Origin of the sequence: Rhodococcus sp. 14-2483-1-2 (assembly GCF_002259405.1) — a bacterium.
In the GTDB taxonomy this organism is placed as follows: domain Bacteria; phylum Actinomycetota; class Actinomycetes; order Mycobacteriales; family Mycobacteriaceae; genus Rhodococcoides.
In genome coordinates this window covers 147,524-165,543 of sequence record NZ_NPFW01000014.1, presented here as the reverse complement: position 1 = coordinate 165,543, position 18,020 = coordinate 147,524, and the positions used below count along the sequence as shown (strand labels likewise).

The following is an 18,020-nucleotide window of genomic DNA, read 5'->3' as shown; positions in this document are numbered from 1 at the left end:
TCAGCCGGCGAGAGCGTCCTCGAACATCGGCCAGGAATCGTGCAGGTCGTCCTGCCAGTAGCCCCACGAGTGGGTACCGCGCTCACGCAACTCGAAGTGGGCCGGGATGTCGAGCTGCTCGAGGGCCGCTTTCAACCTACGAGTGCAGTCCCCGGTCGCCACCTCGATGGCACCGCCCACGACCATCTGGTTGAGCAACACGAAGCCGGTCCCGTTGGGATTGGTGCCGTCGAGAGTGTCCGATGCCCCGGCCAGTCCACTGCCGTTGGAGATGTACAGCGCTGTCCCACGCAGCTTCTCGGCGTTGACGACCGCATCGTTGCGTACCCAGTCCTGGTTGTCGTCCGGCCCCCACATGTTCGTCACGTTCGCGCCGAGCGCCATGGACACGACCGTCTTGGCGTATGCCCGTCCCAGCGCGTCGGTGGTCGACGCGCATCCGCTGTAGGAACCGACGGCTCGGTACAGCCCCCGATGGTGAGCGGCCAGGTTCAACACCGAGGTCGCGGCCATCGAGATACCTGCAATCGCGTTGCGGCCGTTGGTATTCAACAGTTCGTCGACGAGCGGTGGCAGTTCGGCGGTGAGGAACGTCTCCCACTTGTTGCGCCCGAGCACCGGGTCGTCGTGTTGCCAGTCCGTGTAGTAGGAGTAGGCCCCGCCCACGGGGGTCACCACGTTGACGTTCTTGTCGGCGAAGAACGACACGACGTCGGTCTGGGTGTACCAGTCCATTCCGTCGAGTCCGCCGCCCGCGCCGTTGAGCAGGTACAGCGTGGGACTCGGAGCCGTCCGATCGGGAGACCGCAGAATCTTCAGTGGGATCGTTCGGTCCATCGCGGCAGAGTGAACGAAGGCCGTCATCGCGGTGTCGTCGGCGACCTCGGTGCGCACCACGTACGACTCCGTCGGACCGGTCACCGGGTCGGCCGGGGCCGCGGACGCGATCGGGTGAACTGCCGCCGCCATCACTGCGACCATCGACACCACAGCCAACCTGCGTACCGCAGCGGAGCGAAACGACCCCGTACCACCCCCGCGTCGACCTCCTGAATCCCCCAGGCCGTTCATAGTCGTGCTCACTATCGTCGTAGAACAATTGCTGGTTCAAAGACTTTCTACACCAAAACGAACCGAAAGCAGGTAGGAATGGCAGATAGCGAGTGAAACGACCAAAAGTTAATTCGAGCGAACTACCTGTGCATCCACTCGGCGACGAGGTCGGCGACCGCCGTGGGGTTTCGGATCCACCCGTTGTGTCCCAGTGGCTCGTCGACGTGCACCGAGGTGACCTCGGCACGGGCCAGCTTGCGCACGAGATTGTCCATCGAGCCACGGGGCGCCAGGTCGTCGCCCTCGATGGTCACCGCCAGCACCGGCAGCGTCAGCCGGCCCATCCGTTCCTCGTAGTCCATGTCCGCACCAGCCGGCTCGATCGAGCCGGTCCGCGCGAACCGGGACCAGTCGTCGATCAGAACCCGCGACTGCCGACCGAAGCCGCCGATGCCGATCCGATCCCCCGGCCAGAACCCCGCGATGCTGCTGGTGATCGCCATCGCCGCCGCGCCCACGTACAGCGGGACACCGCGGGTCGTGCCGAAACCGCGGTGATACGGCGACCCCGACGCCACCAGGATCAATCCGCCGAGCCTGCCCCTGATGCGGGCGGCGTACATCGAGCCGAGCTGCCCACCCATGCTGTGCCCGAGCAAATACGGCGTCGCCTCAGGGAACTGCTCGCGAACCACCTCGAAGATCGCCGGAAAATCGACCGACACCAGCTCCTGATACCCGTACCGACTCGCCGAACTCGGCTTCGGCACACTGTCGCCCTGGCCGCGCAGGTCACCGATCGCGGCGTGGAAACCGCGCGCGACGAGCGCCTCGGCGAACAGTCGGTAGTAGCCACCGGGAATGCCGAGGCCGGGAAGAATCACGATCACCGGCGCATCGTCGCGGCCCTCGCCGGGAAACAGTGACACCGGCACCGTCGAACCGTCGGGCATCTGAATGGGAACGGTCTGCATCGGGCAACCCTATGCCGAGGATTCACCGGCCCGCCCGAGCCGTTCCGGGTAGTCGGAACGCACCGATTTCACACTTCTTCGAAATACGAAAGCCGGGCCCGACGGTGTGTCGAGCCCGGCTCACGGTTGTGGGTCAGACGATGGGGCCGGGGATCTCGATGGGGCCCAAGTCGCCTTCGGAGCTACCGAGCGCGAGCAACTGAAGCAGGATGGTGAGCAGTTCCATGAAAACTCCTTGACGAGAAGGGTATTCGCCGACACCCGTACTCACCGAGGATCGGGAGTGACAGGGTGGGCACCGGCCGTTCTACGAGAGAGGCGGGGCGGCTCAGCTCGCGGGAGCGTCGGAACTTCCGCCTGCGAAGAGCTGGAGGAGGATGGTCAGGAGGTCACCGAGTTCAGCAGACATACGAAATGCTCCTTGTTCGAGGGGAATTGTGCGCAGATCGGAAGTGACGGGCGTCACTCGATTACCTCTGCAAGAAGATTTCTACCCGAGCCGGTAACAATTTGTGGATGTATTCACGAGAAAAGTCGAATATCTTGGTGCGCTATCACAAACCGGTCACGGAACCGGCGAAGTCGCGGCCGCCCCCCGACGGCGACCGCGACAGTCACGGACGACTAAGCGGCGCTACCGGACGTCAACACGCCGACGATCTGATCGACGATCGCGTCGACGATGCCGTCGTACACGCCGGATGCGATGTCGGAAATGAACTGCGCTGCTGAACCCATGGGATCTCCTGATGCTCGTGTTCACGTACAGCCGTAGGTGGTACGACCTCCCTCGTTCCTACCGCACGCGCACCTCCGGTGCAGCACCCGGTACCAACTCGAGACACGGAAGAGGCCGCACCGCAAGGAATCACCGGTGACACGACCGAGTTCGCACCGAAAACTATTCGCCGATCACGTCTTTGGCGCGACCGACGAGCAACGGGTCGGTTTCGCCGACGATTTCGGGATCCTTGTTCGCGTAGTCGAACTTGTTGAGCACGAAGCGCATCGCATTGATGCGAGCCCGTTTCTTGTCGTTGCTCTTGACGACCGTCCACGGTGCGACGTCGGTGTCGGTGGCGCGGAAGTTCTCTTCCTTCGCCGCGGTGTAGGCATCCCACTTGTCCAGCGAAGCAAGGTCCATGGGCGAGAGCTTCCACTGCCGCACCGGGTCGACCTGCCGGATGGCGAAGCGGGTGCGCTGCTCGTGCTGCGACACCGAGAACCAGAACTTGGTCAAGCTGATGCCCTCGTCGACCAGCATCTGCTCGAACAGCGGTGCCTGCCGAACGAACTGCGCGTGCTGCTCGTCGGTGCAGAAGCCCATGACCCGCTCGACGCCTGCCCGGTTGTACCAGGACCTGTCGAACATGACGATCTCCCCGGCCGCGGGCAGATGTGCGATATAGCGCTGGAAGTACCACTCGGTCGACTCCCGAGCAGACGGCTTCTCCAACGCGACGACACTGGCACCGCGCGGGTTGAGGTGTTCCATGAATCGCTTGATCGTGCCGCCCTTACCGGCGGCATCTCGGCCCTCGAAGATGATGACGTGACGTCGTCCGGTCTCCTTGGTCCACATCTGCAACTTGAGAAGTTCGATCTGCAGGAGACGCTTCTCCAGGTCGTACTCGGCACGCGTCATGCGCTCGTCGTACGGGTAGTTCTCGCGCCAGGTGTCGACGACGTGCCCGTCCGGAACGGTCAGCAGGACAGGGTCGTCGTCATCGGAGTCGTCGACGACGAAGCCCGAGGTGTCGGCAAGATCGACCGCCTTGGTGATGTCGAGCAAGTCGCTCAGGTTCGTACGTGGAGCCTCACCGTTGCGGAGATCGTTGTCGGTCATGTGCCGAAAGTTAGTGCTCATCGGTGACCGATCGATGGCGATTCGGTGAACACCCGATGCATCCGGTGTCACAGCAGGCGCTACCCGGTCCGCAAGGGGGACGGACCGGGTAGCGCCGTTGTGCACTCGCCGATCGGTTGCGACGGTAGCGGCCCACGCAGCGGTAGGTCCAGGGCTCGGTTCGGAAAAGTCGACGATCTCGTTCGAGCGCCGATTTCGGACCGTTCGTTTGTCGGGGTCGATATGGGTGAAATCCCCGATGCGCCGAAAGGAGTTGCCGATGCAGACTTTTCAGCATGACATTCGAGAGCGGTTCCCCCAGAGAGTTCACCCGGTCCAGTTCACAGAAGATGATCGGAGGTGTATGCGGCGGAGTAGCCGAATATTTCGGCTGGGACGTCAACATCGTCCGACTCGCGACGGTTGCCGGCACGGTCCTGACCGGCGGCACCGTCGTACTGATCTACCTCGCGGCGTTGATGTTGATGCCGCTCCGGTGAAGCCCGAACGCGACGAAGCCCCGGACCTCGACAACAGATCCGGGGCCCCGCGACCGACTACTCGGCGACGCTGGAGAGCCCTTCGGCGCTTCCGGTGAACAGCTCGGAGATCGCGTCGGAGATACCTGCGGCGATGCCGTCGGTGATGATTCCGCCGAGGCCGCCGCCTTCGGTGCCGCCGCCGAGCAGACCGGTGATGAGATCGAGAAGCATGGGGTGAGCACCTTTCGGAGGAACGACGAGGCCTGGTTGAAGATTGGACCAGGCGGCAGAAATATAGCGCGCCCGTTCTGTCCGATCCGCCGTTTGGCCGAAAAAGTCCTGCTCCCTGTTTGTTACCCGAAAAAACTCTCGAGTGCCCGCGAGTGAGCTACTCCTTCCCGGTGATCAACCAACCACACGGTCCTGCGAGCTCGTCGGCCTCGGCTGGTCCCATCGAACCGGGCGCGTAACTCTTCACCTCGGGCGGATCGCTCAGCAAGGGAGCGGCGACGTCCCAGACGTGCGCCAGGCCGTCGGGCCTGGTGAACAACGACCGGTCCCCGCTGAGCACATCGAGGATCAAGCGCGCATACGGGCTCAGCGGCTCGGCGTCGGGCACCGACTTCAACGGCAGCGCCAGATGTCCGACGGACAGATCGAAATCCGGGCCCGGCTCCTTGACCGTCATGGCGATGTCGATGCTGCCGTCACCCGACAGATCGAACGAGAGCACTGCACCGTCGTCGGGCAGCTCGGTGAGCGGACTGTCGGCCGGCTTGCGGAACACCAACGAGACACGCTGCTGGCTCACGCCCAACATCTTTCCGGTGCGCAGCAGGAACGGAACCCCGCGCCAGCGGTCGGTGTCGACCCACAACGTGGCCGCGACGAACGTGTCGACCTTCGAATTCTCGTCGACACCCTCGACGTCGCGGTAGCCGTCGTATTGACCGAGAACCACTTCGGCGGTGTCGAGCGGCCGGAACTGTCCGATCACCGTCTCGCGAGCCGATTGCAGATCCTCGGCCTTCAATGACGCAGGCGGCTCCATCGCCACCTCGGCGGCAACCTGGAACAAATGCGTGACGAGCATGTCCAACACGGCACCGGTCTCGTCGTAGAACTCGGCGCGGTCGTCGATGTCGAGTGTTTCCGGGACGTCGATCTGCACCTGCGCCACGTGCTCGGAGTTCCAGATGCCACTGATCATCCCGTTCGCGAATCGCAGCACGTGCAGGTTCTGCGTCGCTTCCTTGCCCAGGAAGTGGTCGATCCGATAGACCTGTTCTTCTTCGATGACCTCGTGCACGGCTTTGTCGAGTTCCTCGAAGTTCTTCTGCGAGGTACCGAAGGGCTTCTCGTAGACCACGCGGGAACCCTCGGCAAGATCGTGTGCACCCAGGGCCTTCGTGTAATCGACGAAGGTGTTCGGCGGCAGAGCGATGTAGTGCACCAGCTGGGCGTCGTCGCCGACGTCCTTCTTCACCTCGGCGATGACCTCGGGCAACTTACCGGGATCGTCGACGGTGAAGCCGTTCCCCGCGAAACGGATTCGCTCGGAGAACGCCGACCAATCGCCGTCGTCCACTTTTTCGGCGAACTCGTCGAGGACGCTGCGGACGTGATCGCGGAACTCGTCGTCGGAGGAGTCCTTGCGGCCGTTGCCGATCAGGACCCATTTCTCGGGGAGCAGACCTTCGAGGTGGAGTTGGTAGAACGACGGCAGGACCATTCGCTTCGCGAGGTCTCCGGTTGCGCCGAACAGGACGAATACAGTGGGTTGCGAGGACGCCATGACCTCCACTATGCACCGCCCAGTTTGGCAGCGCACAGTGCCGACGAGGTGAGGGTGCATGATGAACAGATCACGGTTTCACGGTGAGATCTACGGGGTAGGTACAACGTCCGGTGTGCGGATCGTCGTCGGACATTGGACGCGATCGCCTCTCGGGGAATTCACCGACGTCATGGTCCAGTTCGCGGGCGGGCGACGCCTGCTTCTCGCGCCCAACGAGGACGTCCGGGAATTCGTCACCGCCACATACACCTTCGACTCCACCGAGATCGTGCCGGTGACATTCGCTGCGGAACCCGGTGAATGCCGGTCGGTGCGAGCGGGTGACCTCACGGTCAGAATTCGAGTCGCCGGGCCCACGGTCCTGGGAAGAGCATTGAGCCTCGTTCCCGACGCGGTGTCCACGGCACCGTGGTTCTGCGCGATCAGCGACCCCATTGCCCGAGTGATACTGCGGGGAGTGCGCACCCGCGGCAGCGCCGGAGGCGGCCGACGCGAGTACTACGGTGCGCGAGGGCAACATCGCGTCACCGACGTCTCGGCATCGTGGCGGGGCGAGGATCTCGGATCGCTCACCCCCGTCACTCCCCCCGTGACCTTCGGCTTCGGCAGCACCCCGGCGGCGCCGTCGGTCACGTCCATCACCACGACGATCGACAGTTAGACCACCATCGCGCCGGACGCCCGCAGATCGTCGAGGGCCGCCGCGGAGGTCTCGGGTGCAACTCCCGCAACGAGGTCGGTGAGAACGCGGACGTCGAGCTTCTCGGTCACCGCGTCTTTCGCCGACGCCAGAACGCAGTAGTCGGTCGCAAGTCCGACGACGTCGATGGCGGTGACCTCGTTGGCGCTGAGTACTTCCGCGAGCGGTGTTCCGTCCTCGGTGACACCCTCGAACGCCGAGTACGACGGCTTGCCCTGCCCCTTGTAGACGTGGACGTCCACGGAACCGGTCGCGTAATCGGGGTGATACTCGGCACCGACCGTGCCTGCGACGCAATGCACCGGCCACGTGGTGACGAAATCCGGTGCGGCCTCGGTGGCGAAATGTCCGCCGTTGTCGCCCACCGCGTCATGCCAATCACGCGAGGACACCACGAGGTCGTACTCGTCGCCGTGGCGCGCCAGGTACGCACTGATCCTGCGCGCGACATCCGCACCGCCGGCCACCGCAAGCGCGCCGCCCTCGGTGAAATCGTTCTGCACATCCACAACCAACAGAGCACGAGTCATGGATCCCAGTATCCTCGACGGGTGCGCGTGTCGTCTCTGGTGACCTACCCCGTCAAGGGATGCGCAGGCTCGACGCTGCATTCGGCTCACGTGAGAGCCACCGGCCTCGAACACGATCGAGCATTCATGATCGTCGACTCCGACGGCGCATTCCGCAGTCAACGTAGCGACCCCGTTCTCGCGGTCGTTCGATGCTCGGTGACGGACGGGGCGCTGACCCTCACACACGCGTCGACCGGTTCGGTGACAGTGTCTGTCGACCGCGACTCCGAGGCGCGCGACATCACGATGTTCCGGGCGCCGATGCGCGGAATCGATCAGGGCGACGACGTCGCTGCCTGGCTCACCGACGTCATCGGAGAACCGTCGAGGCTGGTCGCCGCACCGCGCGACCTCGGCCGCATCACCGATGGAATCTCGCCCGGGTCAGCTCAATTCGCCGACAGCTCCGCCGTGCACGTACTCTCGACCGCCTCGCTGGCCGACCTCAACTCCCGCCTCGACGTACCACTGCCGATGGATCGCTTTCGACCCAACATCGTCGTCGACGGCTGGGACTCCCCACACCGGGAAGACGAGGTGCGGGACGTGACCATCGGCTCCACCCGCCTCGCGTACAGCAAACTCGCCATCCGCTGCGCCGTCACCACCGTCGAACAGACAACCGGCGTGCGCACCGGCCCGGAGCCGCTGCGCACACTCGGCGACTACCGCCGCGGTCGACAGAAGGGCGTCGCCTTCGGCTCGAAATTCTCCGTGCTGCAAGACGGCACGGTGACCGTAGGGGACGAACTACACGTCGAGACCTGGGGCGAGTCGGAGCTGTAGCTCGTCAGTAGTGCGGTGGTTGTCCACTATTTGCCTCCGCAGACGGTTTCCCGCCTATGCGAAGGAATTGTGGACAGCCACGTCACTCGCTCCGGTGGCAACCAGCGCCGCCAACTGGATACGTGCCTGCCCCGCTCGCAGTTCCCGCGAGAACACCGCACCCGCATCGACCAGATCGTGACCACCCCCGCCGCCGCCGTACGTCGGCGAGGTCTCACCGAACGGCACCCGCGTCGTGACGACCACGTGCACCCCGGCAGCCACTGCTTCTTTCACCGCATGCACGACGCGGGCGTTGGTGTTGCCCGAGCCCAGCGCCTGAAGCACGATGCCCGACGCCCCGGCATGAAGGCACGCATCGATCTGCAGGCCGTCGGCCCCGGGATACAGGGCTACGATATCGACCCGAATCCCGGCAACGGGCTTCCACTGCAACGGTTTCGGTCGCGGCAGCGCGGCAGACCGGAACGCGTCGAGCTCGGAGGTGTGCTTCTTGATCGCACCGCGCGCAGGCAGCAACCGTCCACCGAAAGCAATCACCACACCGCGCTCGGACTGCGCCGCAGCCACTGCTGCAGCAATGTTGCCGGGGCCGTCCGGATCGGAATGATCAGCCGTGCGCTGCGCACCGGTGAACACCACCGGACGCTCGTCGTCGTGGAACAGATCGACGTACAACGCCGACTCCTCCATGGTGTCGGTCCCGTGCAGCACCACCACTCCGACGCAGCCGTCCTCGGCGAGCGCGTCGACCACCGAGGTACGGATGGTGTCGAGATCCGCGAAGTCCAACGCCGAGCTGTCCTTCGACATCACCTCGCGCACCTCGACGCCGTCGACATCGATCCCCAGACCGGCCACCGGCCGAGACACACCGTGCTCGTCGCGACTGCTGGCAATCGTGCCACCGGTGGTCAACAACGCGACATGCTCAGTGCTCTCCGGCCGTTCCTGCAGGCTCCACTCCTCAGTCACTGCGCGCCGCCACCTCTCGAATTCTGTTGCGGCACAAGAACCAACCACCGATCAGCATCGGCGCGATGAGCAGGATCGACGCCACCGTCCAGGTACCGACCGGTTTGTCGAAGGCCATCAGCACGAGTACACACGCCAGGAAGCCTAGCGTTGCGTATCCGGTGTACGGAGCGCCGAACAGCTTGAACGCAGGTCGGGTGACCGCACCGGTCTTGGACAGCGACCAGAACTTGAGTTGACACGCGACGATGACGGCCCAGGCGCTGATGATGCCGAGAGCGGCGAGGTTGAGGACGATCTCGAAGGCCTGCGCCGGAACCACTGCGTTGAGCACGACGCCGAGCAGCGTCACCACCGACGTCAGTGCGATGCCGCCGTACGGCACACCCGACTTGTTCATCCGTGCAGCGAATGCGGGTGCCGAGCCGGCGACCGCCATGGAGTGCAGGATGCGCCCGGTGGAGTAGAGCCCGGCGTTGAGTGAGGACAGCGCCGCGGTGAGGACCACGAGGTTCATGATCGCGTCGGCGCCCTCGACGTCGATGGCTCCGAAGAACGTCACGAACGGACTCTCGCCGGCCTGATAGGCGGTGTACGGCAACAGCAACGAGAGCAACAGCACCGACCCGACGTAGAACACGACGATGCGAACGATGACGGTGTTGATCGCCTTGGGGATGACCTTCTCCGGATTCTGGGTCTCCCCGGCAGCGGTACCGACCAGCTCGATCGAGGCGTAGGCGAACACCACGCCCTGGATCACCACGATCGCAGGCAACAGTCCGTTGGGAATCAATCCGCCGTTGTCGGTCAGCACGCTCAGCCCCGGCTCCTGGCCGTCGATGGGAGTGCCGAAGATGACGAAGTAGGTGCCGATCACCAGAAACGTCACCAGCGCAACGACTTTGATGAGTGCGAACCAGAACTCGAGCTCACCGAACACCTTGACCGACACCAGATTGAGCCCGAGTACGAGCAGCAGGCCCGCGAGTGCGAACACCCACTGGTCGATGTCACCGAGCGGAGCCCAGTACTTCTTGAAGAAGTTCATGTACAACGCCACGGCCGTCACGTCGACCACCGCCGTCATCGCCCAGTTCATCCAGTACAGCCAGCCGGCCGCGAAAGCGACCTTCTCGCCGAAGAATTCGCGCGAGTACGAGACGAACGATCCCGAGGTCGGCCGGTGCATCACCAGTTCGCCCAGTGCCCGCAGGATCAGGAAGGCGAAGAATCCACACAGCGCGTACACCAATACCAGCGCCGGCCCAGCGTCGCGGAGTCGGCCGCCGGCTCCCATGAACAACCCGGTCCCGATGGCACCGCCGATGGCGATCATCTGAATCTGGCGCGGGGCCAGCTCTTTTCGATAGCCGGGGTCTTCTTCGGTGAAGGCCTTGCGGGTATCGACACTCCGATTCTCGGTGCTCATCGTGTCACCTCGTCGACGTCTCGGGAGCATCCGCATGCTCGACCGGAGCCACCCGCAGGTTGGCGAGATGCTCGGGGCTCAGGAGCCGATCGAGCTCGTCCCGGGCCAGCAGCCCCTTCTCGAGTACGAGGTCGACGACGTTGCGGCCACTGACCAACGCTTCCTGCGCAATCGCCGTCGATTCGACGTATCCGAGATACGGGCTCAGCGCGGTGATCAGGCCGATGGAGTTCTCGACACGCTCACGCAGCAGGTCCACATTCGCGGTGATGCCGTCCACGCAGCGATGCGCGACGGTACGGCATGCGGCGCTCAGATGCGCCATGCCGTCGGACAGCGATTTGACGATGATGGGCTCGAATGCGTTGAGCTGCAACTGTCCTGCCTCGGCCGCCATCGTGATCGTGACGTCGTGGCCGATCACCTCGTAGGCGACTTGGTTGAGCACCTCGGGGATGACGGGGTTGACCTTGCCGGGCATGATCGACGAACCGGCCTGCATCGGAGGCAGATTGATCTCGTTGAAGCCGGCCCGCGGACCGGACGACAGCAGCCGGAGGTCGTTGCAGATCTTCGACAGTTTCACTGCGACGCGCTTGAGCACACCGGACAGGTGCACGAACTGACCGACGTCCTGCGTTGCCTCGATCAGGTCTGTCGCAGTCACCAGCGGCAGACCGGTGATGGTGCGCAGATGTGCGACGGCCGATTCGGTGTAGCCGGCGGGGGCGTTGAGTCCGGTGCCGATGGCGGTGGCTCCGAGGTTGATCTCGTGCACCAGCAGCGCCGCTTCTTCGAGTCGCGAGCAGTCCTCGTCGATCATGATCGCGTAGGTGCCGAACTCCTGACCGAGAGTCATCGGCACCGCGTCCTGTAGCTGCGTGCGGCCCATCTTGACGACGGTGGCGAACTCGCTCGCTTTGCGGCCGAACGAATCTCGCAACACCTTCATCGAGGCGATGAGCTCGTGCACGGCGAAGATGGTCGCGATGTTCACCGACGTCGGGTACACGTCGTTGGTGGACTGCGAGGCGTTCACGTGCTCGTTGGGGTGCAGCATGCTGTACTCGCCGTGTGCGTGGCCGAGGATCTCCAGCGCGCGGTTCGCGATGACCTCGTTAGCGTTCATGTTGGTCGAGGTGCCCGCGCCGCCCTGAATGACGTCGACGACGAACTCCTCGTGCCACTGGCCATCGAGAATTTCCTGGCACGCCGTGCGGATCGCTTCCCCGCGGGTGGCGTCGAGGATCCCGAGATCCTGGTTGGCCGACGCAGCTGCCCACTTCACCGCTGCGAGTCCGCGCACGAGGTGCGCATTGGTGGAGATCGGACGCCCGGTGATGGGGAAATTATCGAGAGCGCGCAGGGTGTGGATCCCCCAGTACGCACTCGTCGGGATGTCGCGTTCGCCGAGAAGATCCTTCTCGATGCGGGTATCGGCCACGGTTGCGCTCCTTCAGGGGGTGTCCAGCTGTCCGGCTGTCTGACAGGTAGAGTGTGGCGCAGAACACCCCATCGGTCAACCCCAGGCTAGGATTGCTTCATGAACCTGTCGGACAGCTGGGCAGTCAGTGCGCCCACGAATGCCCCATGAGCGCAGCCGAGGCGGTGTTCGCCGACCTCCGTTCGGCGATCGCGTCGGGCGATCTACCCGTCGGACAGAAATTGCCGTCCGAGGCCGCGCTCGCCACCCGGCACAGCGTCAGCCGCTCCGTCATCCGCGAGGCGCTGCGTTCCTGCCATGCCCTCGGCCTGACCGAAACCAAAACAGGTCTCGGTACTTTCGTCATTCGCGACCGTGTCGGAAACGACCTCGACATCGGCAACTATGCAGCCCGCGAACTCATGGAGGCCCGCCCTCACGTGGAGATCCCCGCAGCCGGCTGGGCCGCAGAGCGTCGTACCGACGAGGAGTTGACGGTGCTCGCCGGCCTGGCCGACGAGATGCGTTCCGAGGACGACCACGAGGCCTGGGTACTACTGGACGCGCAGTTCCACACAGCGATCGCGCGAGCGAGCAAGAACCGCGTGTTCGAGTCGATCATCGTCGACATTCGCGACGCGTTGACGCGACAGTCGGAGACCCTCAACCTCGTCGCGCACCGGCAACAGCAATCCAACCTCGAACACGACGCCATCGTCGACGGCATCCGATCCGGCGAGTACGACGCAGCAGCACGCGCCATGACCGCGCACCTCGATGCGGTCCGGGATGCAGTGGAGTCGCTCGCCGATCGGCCGGATCAGTAGTACGACTAAGCTGCGGGCCGTGACGAAGGTATTGAACTCTCTCCCGGTCGGCGAACGAATCGGCATTGCATTCTCCGGCGGCCTCGACACCTCGGTGGCCGTGGCATGGATGCGCGAGCACGGCGCGGTGCCGTATGCGTACACCGCCGACATCGGTCAGTACGACGAGCCTGATCTGTCCGATGTGCCCGAGCGTGGCCTGGCCTACGGGGCCGAGCAGGCGCGGCTCATCGACTGCCGCGAACCGCTCGTCGAGGAGGGTCTGGCTGCACTGACCTGCGGCGCGTTCCACATTCGCTCGTCGCTGCAGACGTATTTCAACACCACCCCGCTCGGCCGCGCGGTGACCGGCACGATGCTGGTCCGCGCGATGCAGGAGGACGGCGTCTCGATCTGGGGCGACGGATCCACCTACAAGGGCAACGACATCGAGCGGTTCTACCGCTACGGCCTGCTCGCCAATCCGCAGCTGCGGATCTACAAGCCCTGGCTCGACGAGGCGTTCGTCGCCGAGCTCGGCGGTCGGCACGAGATGTCGCAGTGGCTCACCCAGCGCACCCTCCCCTACCGTGACTCGGCCGAGAAGGCCTACTCCACCGACGCCAACATCTGGGGCGCCACCCACGAGGCGAAGAAGCTCGAATACCTCGACACCTCGCTCGAGATCGTCAGCCCCATCATGGGCGTGAGGTTCTGGGACCCCGAGGTCGAGATCGCGCCGGAGGAGGTCACCGTCGAGTTCGAGCGCGGCCGCCCGGTGCGCATTAACGGCAAGAGCTTCGACAGCGCCGTCGACCTCGTCATGGAAGCCAACGCCATCGGTGGACGCCACGGCCTGGGCATGAGCGACCAGATCGAGAACCGCATCATCGAAGCCAAGAGCCGCGGCATCTACGAGGCGCCCGGCATGGCATTGCTGCACATCACCTACGAGCGCCTCGTCAACGCCATCCACAACGAGGACACCGTCGCCTCGTACCACAACGAGGGCCGTCGACTCGGCCGTCTGCTGTACGAGGGACGCTGGTTCGATCCGCAGGCGCTGATGCTGCGTGAGGGCCTGCAGCGCTGGGTGGGCAACGTCGTCAGCGGCAGCGTGACACTGCGTCTGCGCCGCGGCCAGGACTTCACGATCGTCGACACCCAGGGCAGCAACTTCAGCTACCACCCCGAGAAGCTCTCCATGGAACGCAGCCAGGGCCAGGCGTTCTTCCCCGGCGACCGCATCGGCCAACTCACGATGCGCAACCTCGACATCGCCGATTCACGCAGCAAGCTCGAGCAGTACGCCGCGCAGAACCAACTCACGGCCTGGGGCGAACTGATCGGCGAACTGCCCGCAGGCGGAGCCGACGCCATCGCAGCCAGCGGCCCCGACGGTTCCGTGGACTCCTCGGCACTCGACCACGCCGCCATCGAGTCCGGCACCGACTGATCTCTGGTTGCCGAACTCGAAGTTGTGGACGGATTTCAGCCGATTTCCGTCCATGACTTCGAGTTCGGCTACTCCTCGGGTTCCGTCAAGCCCTGATGCTCGTCTCGCTCCGCCCATTCGAGTAACTCGTCGATCGCGAACACCGCATCGTCGATGCCGGCGTGCAGGTCACCCAAGTCGGCGAATCGGGCGGGCACCGTGAACATCGTGAACTCGCGCGGATCGACGTCGGCAACCTCGTCCCAGGAGATCGGCGTCGACACCGTCGCCTGCTGATTTCCCCGCACCGAATAGGCGCTGGCGATGGTGTGATCGCGGGCGTTCTGGTTGTAGTCGACGAACAGCTTCGACGGGTCGCGATCCTTGCGCCACCAGGTGGTCGTCACGTCCTCGGGTGCCCGACGCTCCACCTCACGCGCGAAAGCCAGTGCAGCCCTACGTAAGTCCTTGAAGCCGTAGGCCGGGTCGATCCGAACGTAGATGTGCAGACCGTGGCCGCCGGAGGTCTTGGGCCAGCCGACGGCCCCGAGATCACTCAGCACCTCCTGAACCACCCCGGCGACGCGTCGTACCCGGTCGAAGGGGCAGTCGGGCATCGGATCGAGGTCGATGCGCCACTCGTCGGGCATCTCGACGTCGGCGCGGCGGCTGTTCCACGGATGGAACTCGACGGTCGACATCTGGACCGCCCAGGCCACGTGCGCCAGTTCGGTCACGCACAGCTCGTCGGCAGTGCGGTTGTAGCGGGGGAAGGTCACCTGCACCGTCTCGAGCCACGGCGGCGCACCGTTGGGCACGCGCTTCTGGTGCACCTTGTCGCCGGCGAGGCCCTTGGGGAAGCGATGCATCATGCACGGCCGCTCCCGCAGCGCCCGCACGATGCCGTCGCCGACGCTCAGGTAGTAGTTCACCAGATCCAGCTTGGTGGCTCCGCTTTCGGGGAAGTACACGCGCTCGGGGTTGGAGATCCGGACGCTGCGCTCGCCCACCGGAATCTCGATCGACGGTGAGCTACTGGCCATGCGGTCGAGAGTAGGCGATCAGGAACGAAGCTGTTCAGGAACGAAGCGTGATGCCGTATCGGTCGCGTTTGCGGTAGATGGTCGCGCGGCTCATCCCCAGTTCCTCGACCGCGTCGTTCATCGTGACGCCGGGGCGAGAGAGCACGCGAATCATCTCGTCGCGCTCGAACGTCTCGATGCGGGTGAGCCGGTGGGTGGTGCGCGAGAGCACCTCCGGCGGCAGATGATGGACCCCGATGACGTCCGCGCGGACGGCTGCCTTGTGCATCACCGTGGCCAGCTCGCCGACGTTGCCCGGCCATGGATGTTCGCGCAACGCTCGCTCGGCAGCGGCGGTGAGCGTGACCCGTCGGCCCCGCACCCGCCCGGCCAGATGCAGGGCGAGCGGGGCGATGTCTTCGGGCCTGTTGCGCAGCGGCGGTACCTCGACCACGGTGCGCAGCAGTCCCGCGAGTGCCGGGGGCACGTCGTCGTAGTTCGACGCCGTGACGGTGACGGGTACCCCGTGGCCGGCGCGACGGATCAGTTCGGCGAGGGCATCGGCCGCACGCGCGGGAAGCCGGTCGACATCACGAATGACCACTGCCGTATCGGGTTTCGGCAGCTCGGGCGTCCAGAGGTCGAGCCAGGCGTCGACGTCCCGGGCGGCCGGTGCTCCAGCGCTGAGGATGCGGCCGCGCGGGCGTGCTGCGCGCAGTGCGCGAGCGAGCACGGTGGCCCGGCCCGATCCCGGCTCACCGACCATGAGAATCGAACCATGTTCGGCCAGAGCAGCTTCCGCAGACCCGAGTGCGCTCCGCCAACCCGGGGAAAGATCGTCGAGGATGCCGGATCCCGGCCCGCTGTGCGCGGTTTCGACCCGGAACACCTCACCGCGCGGGGCCGGCCGCGGATGCTGGCCCTGCGACCGCGCGAGCATCATCGCCGAGGTGTTCCCCGCAGCCGACTGGGCAAGGGCCAGAAGCAGATCCGAGGACGACTCCGACCAGGTGGTCAGATTGACGCAGCCCTCCACCCGGCCGGTGAGTGGATCGAGAACCGGAGCTGCCGCGCACGTGTACCCGGCGAGCGAGAGCGAGTAGTGCTCGTCCGCCTTCACCACCGCGGGCACCTGATCCGCCAGCGCCAGCGCGAGGCCGTTGGTACCGGCCTGGTCCTCCGCGTACGAGAAGCCGGGTGCCAGATGCACGCGGTCGAGCGCAGCCAGCAGTTCGCGGTCGGCGCTGACCCTGTCCAACACGAGACCATCGGCATCGGTGAGCATCATCGACACCGGTTCGTTCGCCAACGTGTCGCGCAACCCGTTGAGCACCTCGCGGCCGCACCGATAGAACAGGGACTCGTCGTCGTAGGTTCCCGAGAACACCGGAGCAACCTCGTCGAGCGACACCCCGTACCGCTGGCTTCGGTGCCACGACGCCAGAAGTCGATGCGAGACGGCAGCGAGGGGCTCCGAATGGAGTCGGGCCCGCGAGAGACCCCCGGAATCTGCCATGTGATCCAGGTTACATTCGCATGTCGCCATCGTTGCCGGGGCAGCGTCTCGAATTGAGACGCCGAGGCCGAGACGGCGGCTCGTCGCGGACCTACCGTCGTTCCCATGACGACGTGACGCACGTCACGTATCGCAACACCCGGGAGGCACACCGCATGTACACCAAGAACGGCGAGAACTTCTTCATCGTCGACGCCCACATCGCACTGTGGGACGCGCGAGAGCAGAACCAACGCAACATCCACGGCAAGCAGTTCATCGACTGCTTCTACGACTACCACCGCAACCTCTCCCCCGAGAGCGAGCTGTGGACGTACGACGAGTACCTCTACCAGGGCGGCGAGCGCCTGATGCACGACCTGTTCGAGATCGGGTACGTCGATCACGCCATCTTCCAGCCCGCCCACCTCGGCGAGTTCTACAACAACGGGTTCGGGCAGACCGAGGAGGCGTCGGCGCTGGCCGCGGCGCACCCGGACAAGCTGACCTACAACCACCACTTCGATCCGCGCAACGGCGAACGCGGCCTCGACCAACTGCGGGCCGACGCAGAACGCTTCGGGCTGAAAGGCGTCAAGCTCTACACCGCCGAGTGGCACGGCGACTCTCGCGGCTACAAGCTCGACGACGACTGGACGCGGCGCTACCTCGAGGTGTGCCGCGAGGTCGGCATCAAGAACATTCACGTGCACAAGGGGCCGACCATTCGTCCGCTCGACCGCGATGCGTTCGACGTCGCGGATGTCGACCACGTGGCGACCGACTTCACCGATCTGAACTTCGTCGTCGAACACTGCGGCCTGCCGCGCCTGGAGGACTTCTGCTGGATCGCCACCCAGGAACCCAACGTGTATGCCGGCCTCGCCGTGGCCATTCCGTTCATGCACACGCGGCCGAAGTACTTCGGTCAGATCATGGGTGAGCTGCTGTACTGGCTGGGTGAGGACCGCATCTTCTTCTCCTCCGATTACGCATTGTGGACGCCCAAGTGGCTGGTCGAAGGATTCGTCGACTTCCAGATCCACGAGTCCCTGGACGAATACGCACCGATCACACTCGAGCAGAAGAAGAAGGTCCTGGGCTTGAACGCCGCCAAGCTCTACGACATCCCGGTCCCGGCAGAGCTGCAGTTGCCCGACGCCGACGAGACCGAGACCGGACCGCGTCAGCCCGAGCGCGCCGATCTCGCGGCGGTGTGAG

16 protein-coding genes and 1 pseudogene are annotated in these 18,020 nt (G+C 64.9%); 6 read left to right on the top strand and 11 right to left on the bottom strand.

Translation table 11 applies throughout. The features are described 5' to 3' along the window. From CH295_RS14255 to ppk2, 3 genes are all read right to left on the bottom strand, one after another. Complete coding sequence (locus tag CH295_RS14255) at nt 1-981, bottom strand: alpha/beta hydrolase (RefSeq protein WP_094741187.1); 981 nt, start codon at nt 979-981, stop codon at nt 1-3. 212 nt (nt 982-1,193) lie between these two features. After that, entirely contained in the window at nt 1,194-2,027 is an 834-nt protein-coding gene (locus CH295_RS14250) for an alpha/beta hydrolase family protein (protein ID WP_094632648.1), read from the bottom strand. Nucleotides 2,028-2,928: 901 nt separating this feature from the next. Further along, nucleotides 2,929-3,873, bottom strand: a complete 945-nt coding sequence (ppk2, locus tag CH295_RS14245; RefSeq protein ID WP_170945901.1) for a polyphosphate kinase 2 — start codon at nt 3,871-3,873, stop codon at nt 2,929-2,931. Nucleotides 3,874-4,169: 296 nt separating this feature from the next. Here ppk2 and CH295_RS14240 point away from each other — a divergent pair, with 296 nt between their 5' ends. Next, entirely contained in the window at nt 4,170-4,373 is a 204-nt protein-coding gene (locus tag CH295_RS14240) for a PspC domain-containing protein (RefSeq protein ID WP_037186789.1), read from the top strand. 57 nt (nt 4,374-4,430) lie between these two features. Here CH295_RS14240 and CH295_RS27790 read toward each other — a convergent pair whose 3' ends face one another. Both CH295_RS27790 and CH295_RS14235 read right to left on the bottom strand, forming a co-directional pair. Next, nucleotides 4,431-4,586, bottom strand: a complete 156-nt coding sequence (locus CH295_RS27790; protein ID WP_155292866.1) for a hypothetical protein — start codon at nt 4,584-4,586, stop codon at nt 4,431-4,433. 157 nt (nt 4,587-4,743) lie between these two features. Further along, the gene (locus CH295_RS14235) at nt 4,744-6,150 is read right to left on the bottom strand and encodes a glucose-6-phosphate dehydrogenase (protein WP_094741186.1); all 1,407 of its coding nucleotides are present in this window, start codon (nt 6,148-6,150) and stop codon (nt 4,744-4,746) included. Nucleotides 6,151-6,211: 61 nt separating this feature from the next. On the opposite strand from CH295_RS14235, the gene CH295_RS14230 reads away from it, so the two are divergent. Continuing rightward, nucleotides 6,212-6,814: a hypothetical protein gene (locus CH295_RS14230; protein ID WP_094741185.1), complete on the top strand. Its 603-nt coding sequence runs from the start codon at nt 6,212-6,214 to the stop codon at nt 6,812-6,814. On the opposite strand, the gene CH295_RS14225 is transcribed toward CH295_RS14230, so the two are convergent. Further along, nucleotides 6,811-7,383 (bottom strand): isochorismatase family protein, encoded by a 573-nt coding sequence (locus CH295_RS14225; RefSeq protein WP_094741086.1) that lies wholly within the window; start codon nt 7,381-7,383, stop codon nt 6,811-6,813. The two genes, CH295_RS14230 and CH295_RS14225, sit on opposite strands and share 4 nt — an antisense overlap. A gap of 21 nt (nt 7,384-7,404) precedes the next feature. Between CH295_RS14225 and CH295_RS14220 the strand changes: the two genes are divergently transcribed. After that, nucleotides 7,405-8,211, top strand: a complete 807-nt coding sequence (locus CH295_RS14220) for an MOSC domain-containing protein (protein WP_094741085.1) — start codon at nt 7,405-7,407, stop codon at nt 8,209-8,211. 54 nt (nt 8,212-8,265) lie between these two features. On the opposite strand, the gene CH295_RS14215 is transcribed toward CH295_RS14220, so the two are convergent. From CH295_RS14215 to aspA, 3 genes are read right to left on the bottom strand one after another with little or no spacing between them, the layout of a single operon-like run. Continuing rightward, nucleotides 8,266-9,186 (bottom strand): asparaginase, encoded by a 921-nt coding sequence (locus CH295_RS14215; protein ID WP_252342037.1) that lies wholly within the window; start codon nt 9,184-9,186, stop codon nt 8,266-8,268. Beyond that, nucleotides 9,179-10,618 (bottom strand): amino acid permease, encoded by a 1,440-nt coding sequence (locus CH295_RS14210; protein ID WP_037186784.1) that lies wholly within the window; start codon nt 10,616-10,618, stop codon nt 9,179-9,181. Before CH295_RS14210 ends, CH295_RS14215 begins: the two co-directional genes overlap by 8 nt. A 4-nt stretch (nt 10,619-10,622) precedes the next feature. After that, on the bottom strand, nt 10,623-12,062 hold the full coding sequence (gene aspA, locus CH295_RS14205; protein ID WP_094741084.1) for an aspartate ammonia-lyase: 1,440 nt from the start codon (nt 12,060-12,062) through the stop codon (nt 10,623-10,625). Nucleotides 12,063-12,161: 99 nt separating this feature from the next. Between aspA and CH295_RS14200 the strand changes: the two are divergent. Continuing rightward, nucleotides 12,162-12,868: pseudogene (locus tag CH295_RS14200) on the top strand (FadR/GntR family transcriptional regulator). Between the two features lie 19 nt (nt 12,869-12,887). Beyond that, nucleotides 12,888-14,303, top strand: a complete 1,416-nt coding sequence (gene argG, locus CH295_RS14195) for an argininosuccinate synthase (RefSeq protein WP_037186777.1) — start codon at nt 12,888-12,890, stop codon at nt 14,301-14,303. A gap of 68 nt (nt 14,304-14,371) precedes the next feature. Here argG and ligD read toward each other — a convergent pair whose 3' ends face one another. Continuing rightward, complete coding sequence (gene ligD, locus CH295_RS14190) at nt 14,372-15,325, bottom strand: non-homologous end-joining DNA ligase (RefSeq protein ID WP_094741082.1); 954 nt, start codon at nt 15,323-15,325, stop codon at nt 14,372-14,374. A 34-nt stretch (nt 15,326-15,359) separates the two neighbouring features. Then, complete coding sequence (locus CH295_RS14185) at nt 15,360-16,820, bottom strand: AAA-type ATPase lid domain-containing protein (protein WP_094741081.1); 1,461 nt, start codon at nt 16,818-16,820, stop codon at nt 15,360-15,362. Between the two features lie 155 nt (nt 16,821-16,975). Between CH295_RS14185 and CH295_RS14180 the strand changes: the two genes are divergently transcribed. Then, nucleotides 16,976-18,019 (top strand): amidohydrolase family protein, encoded by a 1,044-nt coding sequence (locus CH295_RS14180; RefSeq protein WP_094741183.1) that lies wholly within the window; start codon nt 16,976-16,978, stop codon nt 18,017-18,019. The last annotated feature ends 1 nt before the right edge of the window (nt 18,020 follow it).

Coding starts and splice junctions, on each gene's coding strand:
- CH295_RS14255 (WP_094741187.1), bottom strand. CDS start 981: ATGGTCGCAGTGATGGCGGCGGCAGTTCACCCGATCGCGTCCGCGGCC.
- CH295_RS14250 (WP_094632648.1), bottom strand. CDS start 2,027: ATGCAGACCGTTCCCATTCAGATGCCCGACGGTTCGACGGTGCCGGTG.
- ppk2 (WP_170945901.1), bottom strand. CDS start 3,873: ATGACCGACAACGATCTCCGCAACGGTGAGGCTCCACGTACGAACCTG.
- CH295_RS14240 (WP_037186789.1), top strand. CDS start 4,170: ATGACATTCGAGAGCGGTTCCCCCAGAGAGTTCACCCGGTCCAGTTCA.
- CH295_RS27790 (WP_155292866.1), bottom strand. CDS start 4,586: ATGCTTCTCGATCTCATCACCGGTCTGCTCGGCGGCGGCACCGAAGGC.
- CH295_RS14235 (WP_094741186.1), bottom strand. CDS start 6,150: ATGGCGTCCTCGCAACCCACTGTATTCGTCCTGTTCGGCGCAACCGGA.
- CH295_RS14230 (WP_094741185.1), top strand. CDS start 6,212: ATGAACAGATCACGGTTTCACGGTGAGATCTACGGGGTAGGTACAACG.
- CH295_RS14225 (WP_094741086.1), bottom strand. CDS start 7,383: ATGACTCGTGCTCTGTTGGTTGTGGATGTGCAGAACGATTTCACCGAG.
- CH295_RS14210 (WP_037186784.1), bottom strand. CDS start 10,618: ATGAGCACCGAGAATCGGAGTGTCGATACCCGCAAGGCCTTCACCGAA.
- ligD (WP_094741082.1), bottom strand. CDS start 15,325: ATGGCCAGTAGCTCACCGTCGATCGAGATTCCGGTGGGCGAGCGCAGC.
- CH295_RS14185 (WP_094741081.1), bottom strand. CDS start 16,820: ATGGCAGATTCCGGGGGTCTCTCGCGGGCCCGACTCCATTCGGAGCCC.
- CH295_RS14180 (WP_094741183.1), top strand. CDS start 16,976: ATGTACACCAAGAACGGCGAGAACTTCTTCATCGTCGACGCCCACATC.